Here is a 14,724-nt window from a genome sequence, read left to right as displayed (position 1 = left end):
ACACCGACGGCGGCATGGGCCTGAGTTTCGAACTGCGCGGCAAGCCGGTGCGCGACGTGGTGCAAACCACCTTCCTGCTCAACGGCCAGCGGCATGCCTACTTCAACCAGAAAGAATTCTGGCAGCGTTTCAGCTGGCCGGGCTTCAGCGATCATCCCGGGGCGCGGCTGACCTGGACCAGCGTGCGCACCGGCGAGCGCCTGTTCGGCGACTACCAGGGCACCTGGGGCTTGATCCGCCTGCTGGAGCAAGCCCGGGTCACGGTCCTGGACGACAGCGCCACGCGTTACCGGCTGGCGCTGGAGGCACCGGATGGCCTGGGCCTGACCTGGCACCTGCGCACCGAGCTGGGTGCCGGGCCGCTGGCGCTGCTCAAGCTGCGCAGCTTTCGTTTACCGCAGCAGATTTTTCTCGCAGAGGGTAGCCAATGAGCCTGTCTGAACTGATCACCAGTTGCCTGGGCGAGCGTGATGCCGTGGCGCTGGCCCGTGAGCAGATGATTCGCTGGGAGCCTTGGTTGCAGCCCATCAGTACGGATGCGCCAGCGGGGCAGGATCCAGGGTACGACGATGACTTTCAGCGCATGCGCGAAGAGGTCAACAAGTTGTCCGGGGCCGATGCCGAACAGGTTGCCGAGCTTGCGCAAAAGCTTTTTCTGCACACCTGCAAGGACCTGCGCGTGGCGACCTATTACCTGTGGGCACGCTTGCAGAAGGACGGCGAAGCGGGCTTGGCCGACGGCCTGAGCCTGCTCGCAGGCCTGCTGGAGCGCTTTGCCACGCAGCTTCTGCCCGCGCGCCCCAACAGTCGCAAGATGGCCCTGGAATGGCTGGCCAGCAGCAAGGTGCTGGACAGCCTGAGGTTGTTTCCCGAGGTGGCGAAGGCCGAGGCCGAACGCACCGTCGCCGCGTTGGCCTGGCTGGAGCACGGGCTTGGCGCCTGGCCGCAGGACCAGCGTCCGGCCTTGGGCGCCCTGTATGCCGGCTTGTCTGCCCGGCTGGCGCAGTCGGGTGGCGTGGATGCCCTGGTGCCGCAGCACAGCGTCAGCCACGACGCGGGCGTTCATAACTCAGCGCCGACAGTCACGGCGATCAAGTCCGGACGTGATCTGCTTGACGGTGGCAGGGCATTGTCCAGCTACCTGCGTGAACAGCCGTTGGGCTGGCTGGCGGCGCACCGACTGATGAAGAGCCTGCGCTGGGACACCGTGCACCAGGCGCCGCCGCAAGAGCTCGACGGCAGTACCCGGCTGACGCCGCCGCGCAGTGACTACCGGGCGCAACTCAAGCGCTTGTACCTGCAGCAGAACTGGAGCGAACTGCTCGACCAGGTTGACCGTGTGTTTGCCGAAGGCGTGAACCATTTCTGGCTGGACCTGCAGTGGTACCTGGCCCAGGCCTTGAGCAAACAGCCCGCGCCACAGCAGGCCTGGGCCGACATCGTCAAACGCGACCTGGGCATGTTCCTCGATCGTCTTCCAGGCCTGGAGGCGCTGTGCTGGAGCGACGGTAGCGCGTTTGCCGACGAGACCACCCGTGAGTGGATCAGCCAGCAGGTCAGCGGCAATCGCCTGGAGCAGTGGATGCCCACGGTGGTGGCACCGGTCGCCATGGCCGACGACATTTTATCGCTGGAAACCGAGGTACTGGCCCAGGCCGACAGCGATGGCGTCGAAGCCGCGCTGGCGTGGCTGGCCGTGCACCCCGGGGTAAGCACTGGCCGCCAGCGCTGGTTGCTGCGCCTGGTGATGGCGCGGGTGGCCGAGCAATACGGCAAGAGCGACCTGGCCTTGCACCTGCTGGGCGAGCTGGACAGCAGTGCTCAGCGCCACGCCCTGGCCGAGTGGGAGCCTGAGCTGAACTTCGAGGTCAAGGCGCGCTTGCTCAAGCTGTTGCGCTTGAAAGCCCAGCGTAACGATGCGGACAAAACCGCCCTGGCCCGGCGCATGGAGGCGTTGCTAGCGGCCTTGGTGGCCATCGATCCCGTCCGCGCAGCAGTGCTCTGCGGCTAAGCCTTTTAACCAGGATACTTTCTGTGAACATGGACAATTCCACCCTGCGCTACTTCGACGCCGAGATGCGCTATTTGCGTGAGGCCGGCCAGGAATTCGCCGAGGCCTTTCCGGACCGGGCAGCGCACCTGAACCTGGACAAACCGGGCGTTCGCGATCCTTATGTGGAGCGGCTGTTCGAGGGCTTTGCCTTTCTGATGGGCCGTCTGCGCGAGAAACTCGACGATGATCTGCCGGAACTGACCGAGGGCCTGGTCAGCCTGCTCTGGCCGCACTATCTGCGCACCATTCCGTCCTTGTCGGTGGTCGAATTGATCGCCGACCTTGAGCAGATGAAAAACAGCGAGATCGTGGCCAAAGGCTTCGAGGTGCTGTCGCAACCTGTGGGCCCGCGACGCACCCGCTGTCACTACACCACCACTGAGGATCTGCAGCTACAACCGCTTGCACTGACGGCACTGTCGACGGTGCATGAGCCGGACGGGCGGTCGGTGCTGCGCCTGCGTTTTGCCTGCGGCAAGCTGACTGACTGGAGCCAGGTCGATCTCAGCCGCTTGCCGTTGTACCTCAACGCTGATGCGCCGTTGGCAAGCGCCCTGCACCAGGCGCTGACATTGCAGGCACAGACGCTGTACGTGCGTTTTGCCGGGCAGTCGCAGCGTCAGCCGGTGGACGGTCATTTCGCCCCCAAGGGGTTCGCCGATGAAGACCGTCTGTGGCCAAAAGGCGACAGCGCATTCAGTGGCTATCAGCTGCTGCTGGAGTACTTCAGCTTCCGCGAGAAGTTCATGTTCGTCACCTTGTCTGGCCTGGAACGGTTGAACATCCCAATCGCTACGCCCTGGTTCGAGCTGGAGGTGGTGCTTGGCGAGCAGTGGCCTCATGCGTTCGAACTCAACCACACGCACATTCGCCTGCACGCTGTTCCGGTGATCAACCTGTTCCCGCTGGAGGCCGATCCAATGACCCTGGCGCCGCTGCAGACGGACTACCTGCTGCGTCCCATGCGCCTGCAGGACGGGCATACCGAGATCTACTCGGTGGACCGGGTGACGTCGTCTAGGAACGCCGAGCGTCATGAGTATGTGCCGTTTACCAGCTTTCGCCACAAGGGCGGGATGTTGCGTGACGAGGCACCCGAGCGCTATTTCCATACCCGGTTGAAACGTGGGGTCAGCGGGCTTCACGACACCTGGCTGATCCTCGGCGGCGAGGGTTTCGACAGCGACAACCTGGGTGCCAGCGAAAGCCTGTCGTTGCGCCTGACCGGCACCAACGGCCAGCTGCCGCGCAAGGCGCTGCAAAGCACCTTGCTCGATACCGCGGTGCAGTCCACCCAGACTCACTTGCGAGTGCGCAATCTGTGCGCTCCGAGCCTGCCGTGTTACCCGCCAAACCGTGATCGCTTTCACTGGCGAGTACTCAGCCACTTGGGCTCGAACTTCCTGCCGATGCTGGATAACGCTGAAGTGTTGCGCGGCACCCTGGCGCTCTACGACTGGACCGGCAACGAGCTCAATCGCCGGCGCCTGGAGGCGATAGTCGATGTGCGTCATCACCTGATCCAGCGCTTCGAAAAAGGTTTTCTGCTGCGCGGCGTGGATATCGAAGTCACCCTCGACGCCAACGGTTTTTGCGGCGAGGGCGACATCAGCCTGTTCGGCGAGATGCTCAACCGCTTCTTTGCCCTGTACGCCGATATTCACCTGTTCAACCAGCTCACGCTGATCCTGCAACCCACTGGTAAGTGCCTACGATGGAACGAGAACCACAATCAGCGTATTCCCGGCTGAGCGCGACGGGTTTGCTTGAGGCGCTGCAGGGGCGAGTGGCCGAGGCCAATCTGTTTCGCTTCTGTCAGTTGCTTGAACAGGCCTTGCCGGACTTTCCGCCGTTGGGCAGCACCACGCGCCCGGCGGACGATGCCGTGCGCTTTCGCCCTGACCCGGGCATGGGTTTTCCTGCCGGCGAACTGCGCGCTATTGAAATCGATGAGCAGCAACCGCAGCGCCCGGCGACGGTGCGTACACGCCTGCTCGGGCTGTACGGTGTGGACTCGCCGTTGCCGACGGTATACCTGGACGATATCGCCCAGCGCCGCGAAGGGCATGAAGCGCTGGAACAGTTCCTGGATATCTTCAATCACCGGCTGTTCACCCAGTTCTATCGCATCTGGCGCAAGTACTCGTATCCGGCCACCTTCGAGGCCGGTGGCGGCGATCAGACCTCACAGTGCCTGTTGGGGCTGATTGGCCTGGGTATTCCGGGCACGGCCGACCACATCGCCACGCCGGTATCGCGTTTTCTCGCACTGCTCAGTGTGATGCGCCTGCCGACCCGCAACGCCGAGGGCATCATCGCCCTGGTCAAACTGCTGGCGCCCAACACCCAGGTGCGCGTGACGCCGCATTGGCCGCAGGACATTGCCCTGGCGCAGCCGGCCAGTCTGTCGTTGCGCCATCCGGTGAGTTTGTCTCAGGGCACGCCGTTGGGCAGGACTGGTCGTGACGCCAACAGCCAGCTGCACCTGGCGCTGTTTACCGAAGATCACGCCGAGGCCCGTGGCTGGTTGCCGAACGGTCAGTTGCACAGCGACCTGCTGGTGCTGCTGCGGGTTTATCTGGGCTGGCGTTGCACCGCCAAACTGCAGCTGTCGCTGCCCCGGCGCAGCTTGACAGCGCCAGTGCTGGGAGCGGCGCCAGTGTTGCTGGGCATGACCGCTGTACTGGGTAGCTGCGAACCCCCTCAGCCGGCTGCGCCAGACGACAGCATCACGATCCATCTGGGCCGTTACCAAGGCCTGAAGAACAACCCACAGGAAAGGCGGATAACCCATGTTGCGTACCGTTTTTAAGCCGTTGACCCTGGCTGCGCTGGGCGTACTGCTGGGCGGCTGCGGTTTGAGCCAAACCGTGACCGAAGCCACGAGTGCATCGGCCAAGGCAATCTTTTACACGCAAGTGACGACCCTGCGCCTGGACTTCACTGGCCGGCCTGCGCTGAACACCGACGCGACCGGCAGCAACGCGCTCGCGGTGCCGACACTGGTACGGGTCTATCAACTGCGCGATGGCAAAGCGGCGCAGGCCGCCACCTACGACAACCTGCTCAACGACAGCAACCGTGTGCTGCAGGCCGATCTCCTCGATGAGCGCACCGTGGTGGTGATGCCCGGGGAGGGCGCGCAACTGACGATGGCAATGGACAAGGCTGCGCAGTATGTCGCGGTGGTGGCGCTGTTTCGTCATCCGGACCAGCAACTGGCCACCTGGCGATTGATGCTGGCCCGCGAACAACTGGACCCGGAGCGGCCATTGCTGATCGAGCTGGGGGACAACACCTTGAGCTCGCGCCCGCTAACGGAGGGCTGACGGATGGCCGAGCGCAATCCCTCACTCTACGAGCTGCTATTGCAGAATTTTGACGGGGAGCTGGATCTGCACGAGGTGCGTGAAGAGGACCAGGCGATCCTGTCGGTGCTCGATAACCTCCAGCGCATTCTCAACAGTCAGGCGGGAACGCTCAGTCACTTGCCCGATTTCGGTTTGCCGGACATGGGCCTGATTCTTCAGGGCCTGCCTGCCGCCGCGCATGGGCTGATGGGCAGATTGACGGCGACCCTGTTGACGTACGAACCACGCTTGCGGGCAGTGAACATCCGGTTATTGCCACAGTTGCAACCGGGGCATCTGGAATACGCCCTCGATGTGCAACTGCACAGCGGCGAGCAAGCGACCTTCGGCACTACGTTGGCGGCTGAAGGCAAGGTCTTGGTGCGTCACCTGAAGCGGCAGAACTACCTGGCGAAGCCGTGAAATGTTCAAGTGTAAGGATGTTGCATAGCTATGTTGTCAGATATGTATTTTCGGTTGGGCGGCGATCCGCGGGCTCTGGTTCCTTTCAATACCCTGCGTGACGAACTGGCCAGGCTGAGCCATCCGGCATGTCCGGATGTGGATTGGGCGAAGGTCGAGCAGTGCTGCCGGCAACTGTTCGAAAGCAATGGTCTGGAGCTGCAATCCGTTGCCGCCTATGCGCTGGCACGTAGCCAACGCTATGGCCTGACGGGGGTAGTGGAGGGGGTGTCACTGCTTGAAACCCTGCTGGCCAGTGAGTGGCCACGCTTATGGCCGCCCGCGATCCCGGCGCGGCTGGACATCCTGAGCTGGCTTTTCGCTCAGTTGCAGCCGTTGTTGCGCGGGTTTGAGTTGACGACCCGGCACCTGACGGACCTGGTCGCACTGGACACCGTGCTGGAGCGCTTGAGTGATCAGCTGGACCGCCAGGCGCTGGCGCCCTTGGTGGTGCTGCTGAGCCTGCGTCAGCAGGTCGACAGCCTGGTGCAACGGCTGACGCGCAGCAGCACCCCGCCAGGTATCGTCGTAGCGCCGGAGCCGTCGGTTGCCTGGTCTGATGCGCGCTATCGGGTGTGTGAACCGTTACCTGCCGTTCGGCTCGCGATCAGGGTCGACAGTCTGCCACCTGAAGCGGCACCACCCGCGAAATCGACCTGGCGTGCTATCGCCTTGTGCCTGTTCGTCGGGGCCGGGCTGGTCGTGGGCGGTTGGTCGGGCTGGCAGTACTGGCTGACTCAGCGTGATGGCGTACAACACCCCTATGCCGCCATTCTCGACAGCGCCAAGGGGGCGAGCAATACGCTGCGGATGGACAGTTTGTCGTTGTTCGAGGTGGGAAGCGCTGAACTCAAGTCGGGTTCGGCCAAGCTGCTGATCAATGCGCTGGCCGACATCAGGGCCCAACCGGGTTGGCTGATTGTTATTGCCGGTCATACCGACGCCTCGGGTGATGCCGAACAGAACCTGCAACTGTCACGCGCCCGCGCTGCGGCGGTGCGTAACTGGATGCAGGGCAGAGGTGACTTTCCTGACAGTTGCTTCGCCGTGCAGGGTTTTGGCGACAGCCAGCCGATTGCCGACAACCAGACGCAAGCGGGACGCGCTGCCAACCGGCGTGTCGACATCAGCCTGGTGCAGGTGCCGGGCGCGTGTGCCTGAACACAAGAACCCGGTAGGAGCGGGTTCTGCCTGCCAACCTTGATATCAATCAATTTAATCCCCCACGTTTGTCCGTAGCCTGCACTGCATATTGTGCTTTAAACAAAATAAACATCTATATGTAGTGTTCGGGGGCGAATGCACAACCTATTACACAAGCGCGACGGCAGTCTGGTCGCTTTCGATGCTGACAAGATCCGCCAGGCGTTGATCGCTGCCGGCAAGGCCACCGGGGAGTACGCCGAGGCCGAAGGGTTGCTGGCGACGGTGCTGGCCCATTTAGAGGGCTATTCGCAGCTGCACGTCGAGCAGATCCAGGACCGGGTCGAACGGGTGTTGATGGACGCCGGGCATTTCCTTTCGCTACGCGCCTATATCGTCTACCGCGAGCAGCACGGGCGTTTGCGCCGCGACCGCAAGACGCTGGTCGAAGTGGCGGCGTCGATGAACGAATACCTCAACCGCGAAGACTGGCGGGTTCAGGCAAACGCCAACCAGGGGTATTCGTTGGGTGGGTTGGTGCTCAATGTGTCTGGCAAGGTCACCGCCAACTACTGGCTCGATGAGGTCTACAGCGAAGCGATTGGCCGCGCCCATCGCGAAGCCGACCTGCATGTGCATGACCTGGATATGCTCGCCGGCTACTGTGCCGGCTGGTCGCTGCGCACGCTGTTGCACGAAGGCCTGAACGGTGTACCTGGACGGGTCGAAGCGGGTCCGCCGAAGCACTTGAGCAGCGCCCTGGGACAGATGGTCAACTTCCTTGGCACGCTGCAGAACGAGTGGGCCGGGGCTCAGGCCTTCAGTTCCTTCGATACTTACCTGGCACCCTACGTGCGCAAGGACCGACTCAGCTACGAGGACGTACGCCAGGCCATCCAGGAGTTCATCTACAACCTCAACGTACCCTCGCGCTGGGGTACGCAAACGCCCTTCACCAACCTGACTTTCGACTGGGTCTGCCCGGAGGACCTGCGCGGGCAGATCCCGGTGATCGGTGGCGAGGAAATGCCCTTTGCCTACGGTGAGCTGCAGGCCGAAATGGACCTGCTCAACCGCGCCTACATTGAAGTGATGCAAGCCGGCGATGCAAAGGGGCGGGTTTTCACTTTTCCGATCCCGACCTACAACATCACCCACGATTTCCCCTGGGACAGTGACAACGCCGAGCGCTTGTTCGAGATGACCGCGCGCTACGGTCTGCCGTATTTCCAGAACTTCCTCAACTCCGACATGCTGCCCAACCAGGTGCGTTCGATGTGCTGCCGCCTGCAGCTGGATGTGCGCGAGCTGCTCAAGCGTGGCGGCGGTCTGTTCGGTTCGGCGGAGCAGACCGGCTCGCTGGGCGTGGTGACCATCAACTGCGCACGCTTGGGCTATCTGTTCAAAGGTGACACTAGCGGCTTGCTGCAGCGCCTGGATACCTTGATGGAACTGGCCATGGAGAGTCTGGAGGTCAAGCGCAAGGTGATCCAGCACCACATGGACGCCGGCTTGTACCCCTACACCAAGCGCTACCTGGGCACCTTGCGCAATCACTTCTCCACCATCGGCGTTAATGGCCTGCATGAAATGCTGCGCAACTTCAGCGACGACCAGATGGGCCTGCACACCGAGCAGGGACGGCGCTTTACCTTGAACCTGCTGGACCATGTACGGGCCACCCTGGTGCGCTTCCAGGAAGAAACCGGGCACCTCTACAACCTGGAGGCGACACCGGCTGAAGGCACCACGTACCGCTTCGCCAAGGAAGACCTCAAGCGTTATTCCGACATTCTCCAGGCCGGCTGCGCACAGGCGCCGTACTACACCAACTCCTCGCAGCTGCCGGTGGGCTACACCGATGACCCGTTCGAGGCGCTGGAACTGCAGGACGAACTGCAGTGCAAGTACACCGGCGGTACGGTGCTGCACCTGTACATGGCCGAACGGATTTCCTCGGCCCAGGCCTGCAAGCAACTGGTACGCAAGGCCCTGGGGCGCTTTCGCCTGCCTTACCTGACCATCACCCCGACCTTTTCCATTTGCCCGGTGCATGGCTATCTGGATGGCGAACACGAGTTCTGCCCGAAATGCGACGAAGCCCTGTTGCTGGCGCAGCAGGTCGGCACTGTCCACTGATTTCGTCTTACCCAACCGCAAGGAGCTTCATCATGACTGCACTGCAAACCCTGCCTGTGGCGCAACGCCAACGCTGCGAAGTCTGGACCCGGGTGATGGGCTATCACCGGCCGGTGTCGGCGTTCAACCCAGGCAAACAGTCCGAACACCGTGAGCGCCAGCATTTCACTGAGGGCGCGGCAACGGCTGGGCATCCATGAATCGAGCGCTACGGGTCGGGGGCATGGTGCCCCTGACCACCCTCGACTACCCGGGCAAGCTGGCCTGCGTATTGTTTTGCCAGGGTTGCGCCTGGCGTTGTCGTTACTGCCACAACCCACAACTGATCCCGCCGCGCGGTAGCCAGGAGCTGCCCTGGAACCAGGTGCTGGAATTTCTCCAGCGCCGCCAGGGCCTGCTTGATGCGGTGGTATTCAGTGGCGGCGAAGCGACCCTGCAGGACAGCCTGCCTGAGGCCATGGCCCAAGTCCGGGAGATGGGTTTTGGCGTTGGCCTGCACAGTGCCGGGATCAAGCCGCAGGCGTTCGCTCGCGCGCTGCCGGGGGCCGACTGGGTCGGCTTCGACGTCAAGGCCTTGGCCGAGGGGTGCGCGCTGATTACCCGGGTACAAGGCAGCGGGGTGGCCAATTGGCGCAGCCTGGAGTTGCTGCTGGCCAGTGGCGTGGACTATGAATGCCGGACAACCGTGCATTGGAACCTTATCGACCCTGCACGGCTATTGACCCTGGCCCAGCGTTTGAACGAACGCGGGGTCAAACATTTCGTCGTGCAGCAGGTGCGTACGACACACATGCTCGATGCGAATTTGCCAAGGGTTTCGGCGCAAAGTGCGCTGCCCACGCTATGGGACACCCTCGGCGGCTTGTTTCCTGTGTTCGAGGTGCGCGGTTAGAGCGGGGTGCCTTTGATCCTCTAGAGCCAACCCCAGAACTGCAACCACCAGCCATAGCCCACTGTGGCGATGGCTGCCAACAGGCAAACGCTGGCGGCGCAGCGTCGGGACAGGGCAATATCCTGGCGTACCAGCAGCTTCCAGCCGAGCAAGGCGCTCCAGGTCATGGCCGCGATCAAGAGTGTAGCCCTGGCCGGTTGTACCCATTCCAGCAGCAGGCCTTCATAACGCAGCAGCTTCACCGTGGTTGCCGACAAGCCGAGAAACAACCCGGCGCCGCCCAGGGGCGTCAGGGCCAGGCTCAGGGCTCCATAGCGTTCAGGCTTGCCCGCCAGCCGTGCCGCCAGGCGCAGTAAAACCAGCAAATTGCCGCCCAGCAGCAGGGCGCTGGCGCTCAGGTACAGGACGATGCAGAAACCGTCCAGCCAGCTGAAACTGTCGTTGAGTTGCGGGTAATGGGTTAGCAGCCACCAGGGGGCGTTATCCCTGCAAGGGCCAGAGCACATCGTGCTCCACCAGCCACTGCGCCAGGTGCTGTTTGAGGGCTATGAACCAAGGGCTGACGGTCCACTGGAACGCGCCCATGCCCCGGCCATACTGGCTGGCCCATTCGCTCAGGGCGCCTTCCGGACACAGTGCCCCGCACCAGAGTCGGCCGAACAGTATGATCGACAGCAACACGAACGGCCACCAGAGGCCCCAGAACAGGAACTGGGCGAACAGGGTCAGGTTGTTCGGCATCCGTGCCTGGCTGTCTGGTAGCGGCAGCAGCGCCGGTAATACCAGCAACACGGCGTAGAACAGCACCACCGTCCATTGCAGGGTGCGAATCATCCCGGCATGGCGGCGCATGCCGTTACCCAAACGCTGCAATAGGCGATTGTGCACACTCAGGCTGGACATACGGCACTGCCTGTTTTGCCGATCCCGGCGTAGACGAACTCATAGTGCAATTCGCAGCGCTCAAACCAGGCCCGGACACAGTTGCGGCTCGCCGATGGGGTATTCCTTGGCCTGGGCCAGCGGGGTGATCAGGAGCAAGGCGAGTGACAGCGAAAAGCGGGTACGCATGACGACTTCCTGGGTACTGACGAGTGGGAGCCCGAGTCTAGGAGGCTTCTGTGTGAATAATAATGATTATTATCAATTCTACCGGCGATCCATCAGCGCCCTTGATCTGCATCAAGGGCAACGCCGTACCGAGGCAATAAGGTGGAAGCTCGTCCATAGCCTGCCTGGGGAACTTCATGGCCAAGGCCTTTCCCGTCAGCCCGAAACACCCCGAACGTATCTGCTGGGGTTGCGACCGTTACTGCGCGGCGAATGCCCTGGCCTGCGGCAATGGCGCCGACCGGACCATGCACCCGGTAGAGGTGTTCGGTGACGACTGGAACGTGCCGGGGGACTATGGCCTGGGGTTGTCTGACAGTCATGATCGCGGGGCAAGCCCACCGGTGGCGGGCTTGCCCCGCGATTGATTTCGGTCAGAACAGATGCTGATGCTTGTCCAGTTGCTGGTCGACCAGCCATTTGCCATGAGCAAGCGACGCATGCTGGGCCTTTTCCAGGTCTGCTAGGAACACCATGTTTACCGGCAGCGGCAAACGTCGACTGGTGTGGCCTTCGGGATCGGTGATCAGGCAACCGCCGGCAAACGGCGTAGGGATACCGTCATGGGTTTCGACGCTGGCGGTGATGGTGTGGTTGCGATGCACGCATTGAAGGGTTTTCATCGTCCTGACCTCGCTGCTGGGGAATCGGTGGCTCGCCGTTTTCAAAGCTCCTCGTTCAGGTGCTTTTTCGGGTATACCACAGCAGTGGCCCGGAGTGACCCGGGCCGACGGGTGGGAGCGGCGGTGCGGCGACCCGACTTGTCCCGCGAAAGGCAGCTTAGAATTCAGTAGGCTGAATAATCTCAACCCAGTAATCGTCCGGGTCCTTGATGAAGGCCAGGTGCTTCATCCGGCCGTCGCTCAGGCGCTTCTGGAAGGTGACGCCCAGTTGCTCAAAGCGTTCGCAGGCAGCACGGATATCCGGCACCGAGATACAGATATGGCCAAAGCCGCGTGGGTCGGTGTTGCCATTGTGGTAGGCAAAATCCGCATCGTTTTCAGTGCCGTGGTTGTGGGTCAGCTCGAGGATGCCTGGGATCGATTTCATCCACTCGGTGCGCTTGGCGGCATCGCCAGGGATCTGCGCCTTGTCGACCAGGGCGAGGAAATACAGGCTGAACTCGGCTTCAGGGAAGTCGCGCTTTTCCACCAGGCTGAAACCCAGTACGCGGGTGTAGAAGTCCAGGGACTTGGCAACGTCCTTGACCCGCAGCATGGTGTGGTTGAAGACAAAGTTTGTGGTCGCGGCATCCGGTTGCGCGGTGACACCAGCAAGGGTGTCGAGATGGTTCAGGCTCATGGGCACTCCGCTTGAAGAGGCTGGCACCGGCAGTGCCAGCAAAACAGTCAGAGCGACATGATACGGAACTGAAGCGATTGCGCAAACAATTGCGCCCCGCCTGGGAAGGGCGGGGCGCAAGAATCAGAAGCCCGCCGAGGCGGGCGTATGGGGCGCTAGTCCGTTAGCAGCCTTCATCCTGATCGAGTCGATGTGAAAAAAGTGTGAAGAATACGTTCACGAACGCAACCAGCTGTCGACGGTTTTCGCGCCGTACTGTTCTTTCCAGGCTTTGAGGCCGCGGTGGTTGCCGCCCTTGGTTTCGATCCGCTCACCGGTATGCGGGTTTTCATACACTTTGACCACCCGCGCACGCCGGGTTTTGGGTGCCGTTAGCGGACCTTTGGCCGCGGCTTTGGGGTCGAGGATGGAAATGATATCGCGCAGGTTCTTGCCGTAGCTGTTCATCAGCTCGACAAGTTTGCGTTCGAACTCGATTTCGCGCTTGAGGCCGGCGTCCTTTTTCAGCGCCTCCAGTTGCGCCAGCTGTTCTTGAAGCGCTTTTTCGGCAGCACGGAACTCTGCAAGTCTGGACACTGTCATCACTCCTTTATGTCTGCAGTGGCCCGGCATGCGCAAAAACGAGGAATAACCTGAATAACGCAGCGAGCACTGGGGTGGGCAAAAAAACCTACTAATAAAGAGTGTAGTAGTCCCCGGGCAGCGGGTAAACATTTGAAATTTAACTTTGCTGCAATGGAACTTTCTTACTTGTCTTTGCGCTAATACGAAGCAACTAGTCGGTTGCCTGAGAAACCTCTTAGACCATGGTCCAATGGTCCGGTCTAGAGCGGTTTCGAGATAATTTCAGGTCAGCCTGAAGCTTTATTGGCGCTGGATGCATTGCCGGTGCCTGAACGGCTGCCGGTTGTTTTTTGTCATTCTTTTCGGATTGTGCTTGTCATGTTTGCCCCATTCCCTCTTGCGCCCGGACGCGGCCTTGCCGGCCTGCTCGCGATGTTCACTGCCGCCTCGACCCAGGCTGCCGGCTTTCTTGAAGACAGCAGTGCCAAAGTCGAAGCACGCAATGTCTATTTCAATCGTGATTTTCGCGATGGTCATGTCAGTTCCGACCAGGGCGCGTCGAAACGCGAAGAGTGGGCACAGGGATTCATCCTCAATGTCCAGTCCGGTTATACCCAGGGCCCTGTCGGTTTAGGTGTCGATGCCTTGGGTATGCTCGGGATCAAACTCGATTCCAGTCCGGCTGACAGCAACAGTGGCTTGTTGCCGTCCAGCGGCCACAACCCGCGTGAGTCGGTGGACCAATACGCCAAGCTGGGTCTGAGCGGGAAAATGCGCTATTCGAAGACCGTACTCAAATACGGCTCGATGCTCCCGGACTTGCCGCTGCTCAAATACAACGACGGCCGCTTGCTACCGACGATGTTCCAGGGGGCGATGCTCACTTCCGAGGACATCAACAACCTCAAATTCAGTGTTGCCCGCCTGGACAAGTACACCGCGCGCGATTCCACCGATCGCCAGGACATTCGCGTGCACTGCAAGAACAAGCGCTATGCCTGCAACACCAGCGCCGATCATTTCGACATGGCCGGCGCCGATTACACGTTCAATGAACGACTCAGCGCCCAGTATCAAGTGGCCAAGCTGGAAAATATCTACCGCCAGCACTTCTTCGGTGTGCTGGCCCGCCAGCCGCTTAGCGTCGGCAGCCTGTCGGCCGACCTGCGCCTGATCAAGAGTGATGACATCGGCAATGCCCGTGCCGGAGATATCGACCATCGCGCTGTTAGCGCCATGCTCGGCTACAGCTTGGGCGGGCATAAGGTCAGCGCCGGCTGGCAGCGCATGTACGGCGCAAATGCCATGCCATACCTCGATGGCAGTAACCCCTACCTGGTCAACTACGCCCAGGTCAACGACTTCGCAGCCGCCCAGGAGCGCTCCTGGCAGCTGCGCTATGACTACGACTTCAAGGCCCTCGGCGTGCCGGGCTTGAGCTTCTTCACCCGTTACATCCACGGCGACCACATCAAGGTGCCGGGCAGCCTGGCCGAGGGCAAGGAGTGGGAGCGCGACAGCGAGCTCAAGTACCAGGTGCAGAGCGGGACCTTCAAGGATGTCAGCGTGCGCTTGCGTAACTCCACCTACCGCAGCAACTATGAGAAGTGGGCGCGGGACATGGACGAAACGCGGGTGATTGTCAGCTACAACTTCTCGATCTGGTAAGCCGCGCATTGCCACTGTCCCTCGGCCGGTTGACAATGGCG

At 61.6% G+C, this 14,724-nt stretch carries 15 protein-coding genes and 2 pseudogenes; 12 read left to right on the top strand and 5 right to left on the bottom strand.

The annotated features are described in order from the left end of the window. The 10 genes from ACRESH_RS04790 to ACRESH_RS04745 all read left to right on the top strand — a co-directional run. Positions 1-431, top strand: a 431-nt coding sequence (locus ACRESH_RS04790) for a type VI secretion IcmF C-terminal domain-containing protein (RefSeq protein ID WP_431740876.1), incomplete at its 5' end; no start/stop codon positions are given. Then, positions 428-2,011: a type VI secretion system protein TssA gene (tssA, locus tag ACRESH_RS04785; protein ID WP_431740875.1), complete on the top strand. Its 1,584-nt coding sequence runs from the start codon at positions 428-430 to the stop codon at positions 2,009-2,011. The genes ACRESH_RS04790 and tssA, both read left to right, overlap by 4 nt. Positions 2,012-2,034: 23 nt before the next feature. Then, complete coding sequence (gene tssF, locus ACRESH_RS04780; protein ID WP_431740874.1) at positions 2,035-3,804, top strand: type VI secretion system baseplate subunit TssF; 1,770 nt, start codon at positions 2,035-2,037, stop codon at positions 3,802-3,804. Further along, positions 3,768-4,865 (top strand): type VI secretion system baseplate subunit TssG, encoded by a 1,098-nt coding sequence (gene tssG / locus ACRESH_RS04775; protein ID WP_431740873.1) that lies wholly within the window; start codon positions 3,768-3,770, stop codon positions 4,863-4,865. The genes tssF and tssG overlap by 37 nt, the downstream gene beginning before the upstream one ends. Beyond that, on the top strand, positions 4,846-5,382 hold the full coding sequence (tssJ, locus tag ACRESH_RS04770) for a type VI secretion system lipoprotein TssJ (protein WP_431740872.1): 537 nt from the start codon (positions 4,846-4,848) through the stop codon (positions 5,380-5,382). The genes tssG and tssJ overlap by 20 nt, the downstream gene beginning before the upstream one ends. Positions 5,383-5,385: 3 nt before the next feature. Then, on the top strand, positions 5,386-5,826 hold the full coding sequence (gene tssE, locus ACRESH_RS04765) for a type VI secretion system baseplate subunit TssE (RefSeq protein ID WP_431740871.1): 441 nt from the start codon (positions 5,386-5,388) through the stop codon (positions 5,824-5,826). A gap of 30 nt (positions 5,827-5,856) precedes the next feature. Next, on the top strand, positions 5,857-7,026 hold the full coding sequence (locus tag ACRESH_RS04760; protein WP_431740870.1) for an OmpA family protein: 1,170 nt from the start codon (positions 5,857-5,859) through the stop codon (positions 7,024-7,026). Between the two features lie 138 nt (positions 7,027-7,164). Next, a complete protein-coding gene (locus ACRESH_RS04755) occupies positions 7,165-9,147 on the top strand; it encodes a ribonucleoside triphosphate reductase (RefSeq protein ID WP_431740869.1) in 1,983 nt (660 codons plus the stop codon). A gap of 32 nt (positions 9,148-9,179) precedes the next feature. After that, positions 9,180-9,347, top strand: coding sequence for an anaerobic ribonucleoside-triphosphate reductase (gene nrdD, locus ACRESH_RS04750; protein ID WP_400172710.1), 168 nt, complete (start codon positions 9,180-9,182; stop codon positions 9,345-9,347). Next, a complete protein-coding gene (locus ACRESH_RS04745; protein ID WP_431740868.1) occupies positions 9,344-10,039 on the top strand; it encodes an anaerobic ribonucleoside-triphosphate reductase activating protein in 696 nt (231 codons plus the stop codon). Before nrdD ends, ACRESH_RS04745 begins: the two co-directional genes overlap by 4 nt. Positions 10,040-10,059: 20 nt before the next feature. Here ACRESH_RS04745 and ACRESH_RS04740 read toward each other — a convergent pair. Further along, positions 10,060-10,942, bottom strand: a pseudogene (locus tag ACRESH_RS04740) (4Fe-4S binding protein). A gap of 66 nt (positions 10,943-11,008) precedes the next feature. Next, a pseudogene (locus tag ACRESH_RS04735) lies at positions 11,009-11,110 on the bottom strand (iron transporter); the annotation flags it as partial. A 176-nt stretch (positions 11,111-11,286) separates the two neighbouring features. On the opposite strand from ACRESH_RS04735, the gene ACRESH_RS04730 reads away from it, so the two are divergent. After that, entirely contained in the window at positions 11,287-11,517 is a 231-nt protein-coding gene (locus tag ACRESH_RS04730) for a DUF3079 domain-containing protein (protein ID WP_431740867.1), read from the top strand. Between the two features lie 6 nt (positions 11,518-11,523). On the opposite strand, the gene ACRESH_RS04725 is transcribed toward ACRESH_RS04730, so the two are convergent. From ACRESH_RS04725 to ACRESH_RS04715, 3 genes are all read right to left on the bottom strand, one after another. Beyond that, positions 11,524-11,772, bottom strand: coding sequence for a hypothetical protein (locus ACRESH_RS04725; protein WP_431740866.1), 249 nt, complete (start codon positions 11,770-11,772; stop codon positions 11,524-11,526). A 157-nt stretch (positions 11,773-11,929) separates the two neighbouring features. Then, the gene (gloA, locus tag ACRESH_RS04720; RefSeq protein ID WP_431740865.1) at positions 11,930-12,451 is read right to left on the bottom strand and encodes a lactoylglutathione lyase; all 522 of its coding nucleotides are present in this window, start codon (positions 12,449-12,451) and stop codon (positions 11,930-11,932) included. A gap of 216 nt (positions 12,452-12,667) precedes the next feature. Then, positions 12,668-13,027, bottom strand: a complete 360-nt coding sequence (locus tag ACRESH_RS04715; RefSeq protein ID WP_431740864.1) for a histone-like nucleoid-structuring protein, MvaT/MvaU family — start codon at positions 13,025-13,027, stop codon at positions 12,668-12,670. Positions 13,028-13,393: 366 nt separating this feature from the next. Between ACRESH_RS04715 and ACRESH_RS04710 the strand changes: the two genes are divergently transcribed. Beyond that, a complete protein-coding gene (locus tag ACRESH_RS04710; protein WP_431740863.1) occupies positions 13,394-14,683 on the top strand; it encodes an OprD family porin in 1,290 nt (429 codons plus the stop codon). The last annotated feature ends 41 nt before the right edge of the window (positions 14,684-14,724 follow it).

It is taken from the genome of Pseudomonas sp., from assembly GCF_050739775.1.
GTDB lineage: Bacteria > Pseudomonadota > Gammaproteobacteria > Pseudomonadales > Pseudomonadaceae > Aquipseudomonas.
This window is presented reverse-complemented; position numbering and strand designations above follow the sequence as displayed.

What these genes read in the sequence shown, in the direction of transcription:
- tssA (WP_431740875.1), top strand. Translation starts at nt 428, where the DNA reads ATGAGCCTGTCTGAACTGATCACCAGTTGCCTGGGCGAGCGTGATGCC.
- tssG (WP_431740873.1), top strand. Translation starts at nt 3,768, where the DNA reads ATGGAACGAGAACCACAATCAGCGTATTCCCGGCTGAGCGCGACGGGT.
- tssJ (WP_431740872.1), top strand. Translation starts at nt 4,846, where the DNA reads ATGTTGCGTACCGTTTTTAAGCCGTTGACCCTGGCTGCGCTGGGCGTA.
- tssE (WP_431740871.1), top strand. Translation starts at nt 5,386, where the DNA reads ATGGCCGAGCGCAATCCCTCACTCTACGAGCTGCTATTGCAGAATTTT.
- ACRESH_RS04760 (WP_431740870.1), top strand. Translation starts at nt 5,857, where the DNA reads ATGTTGTCAGATATGTATTTTCGGTTGGGCGGCGATCCGCGGGCTCTG.
- ACRESH_RS04755 (WP_431740869.1), top strand. Translation starts at nt 7,165, where the DNA reads ATGCACAACCTATTACACAAGCGCGACGGCAGTCTGGTCGCTTTCGAT.
- nrdD (WP_400172710.1), top strand. Translation starts at nt 9,180, where the DNA reads ATGACTGCACTGCAAACCCTGCCTGTGGCGCAACGCCAACGCTGCGAA.
- ACRESH_RS04745 (WP_431740868.1), top strand. Translation starts at nt 9,344, where the DNA reads ATGAATCGAGCGCTACGGGTCGGGGGCATGGTGCCCCTGACCACCCTC.
- ACRESH_RS04730 (WP_431740867.1), top strand. Translation starts at nt 11,287, where the DNA reads ATGGCCAAGGCCTTTCCCGTCAGCCCGAAACACCCCGAACGTATCTGC.
- ACRESH_RS04725 (WP_431740866.1), bottom strand. Translation starts at nt 11,772, where the DNA reads ATGAAAACCCTTCAATGCGTGCATCGCAACCACACCATCACCGCCAGC.
- gloA (WP_431740865.1), bottom strand. Translation starts at nt 12,451, where the DNA reads ATGAGCCTGAACCATCTCGACACCCTTGCTGGTGTCACCGCGCAACCG.
- ACRESH_RS04710 (WP_431740863.1), top strand. Translation starts at nt 13,394, where the DNA reads ATGTTTGCCCCATTCCCTCTTGCGCCCGGACGCGGCCTTGCCGGCCTG.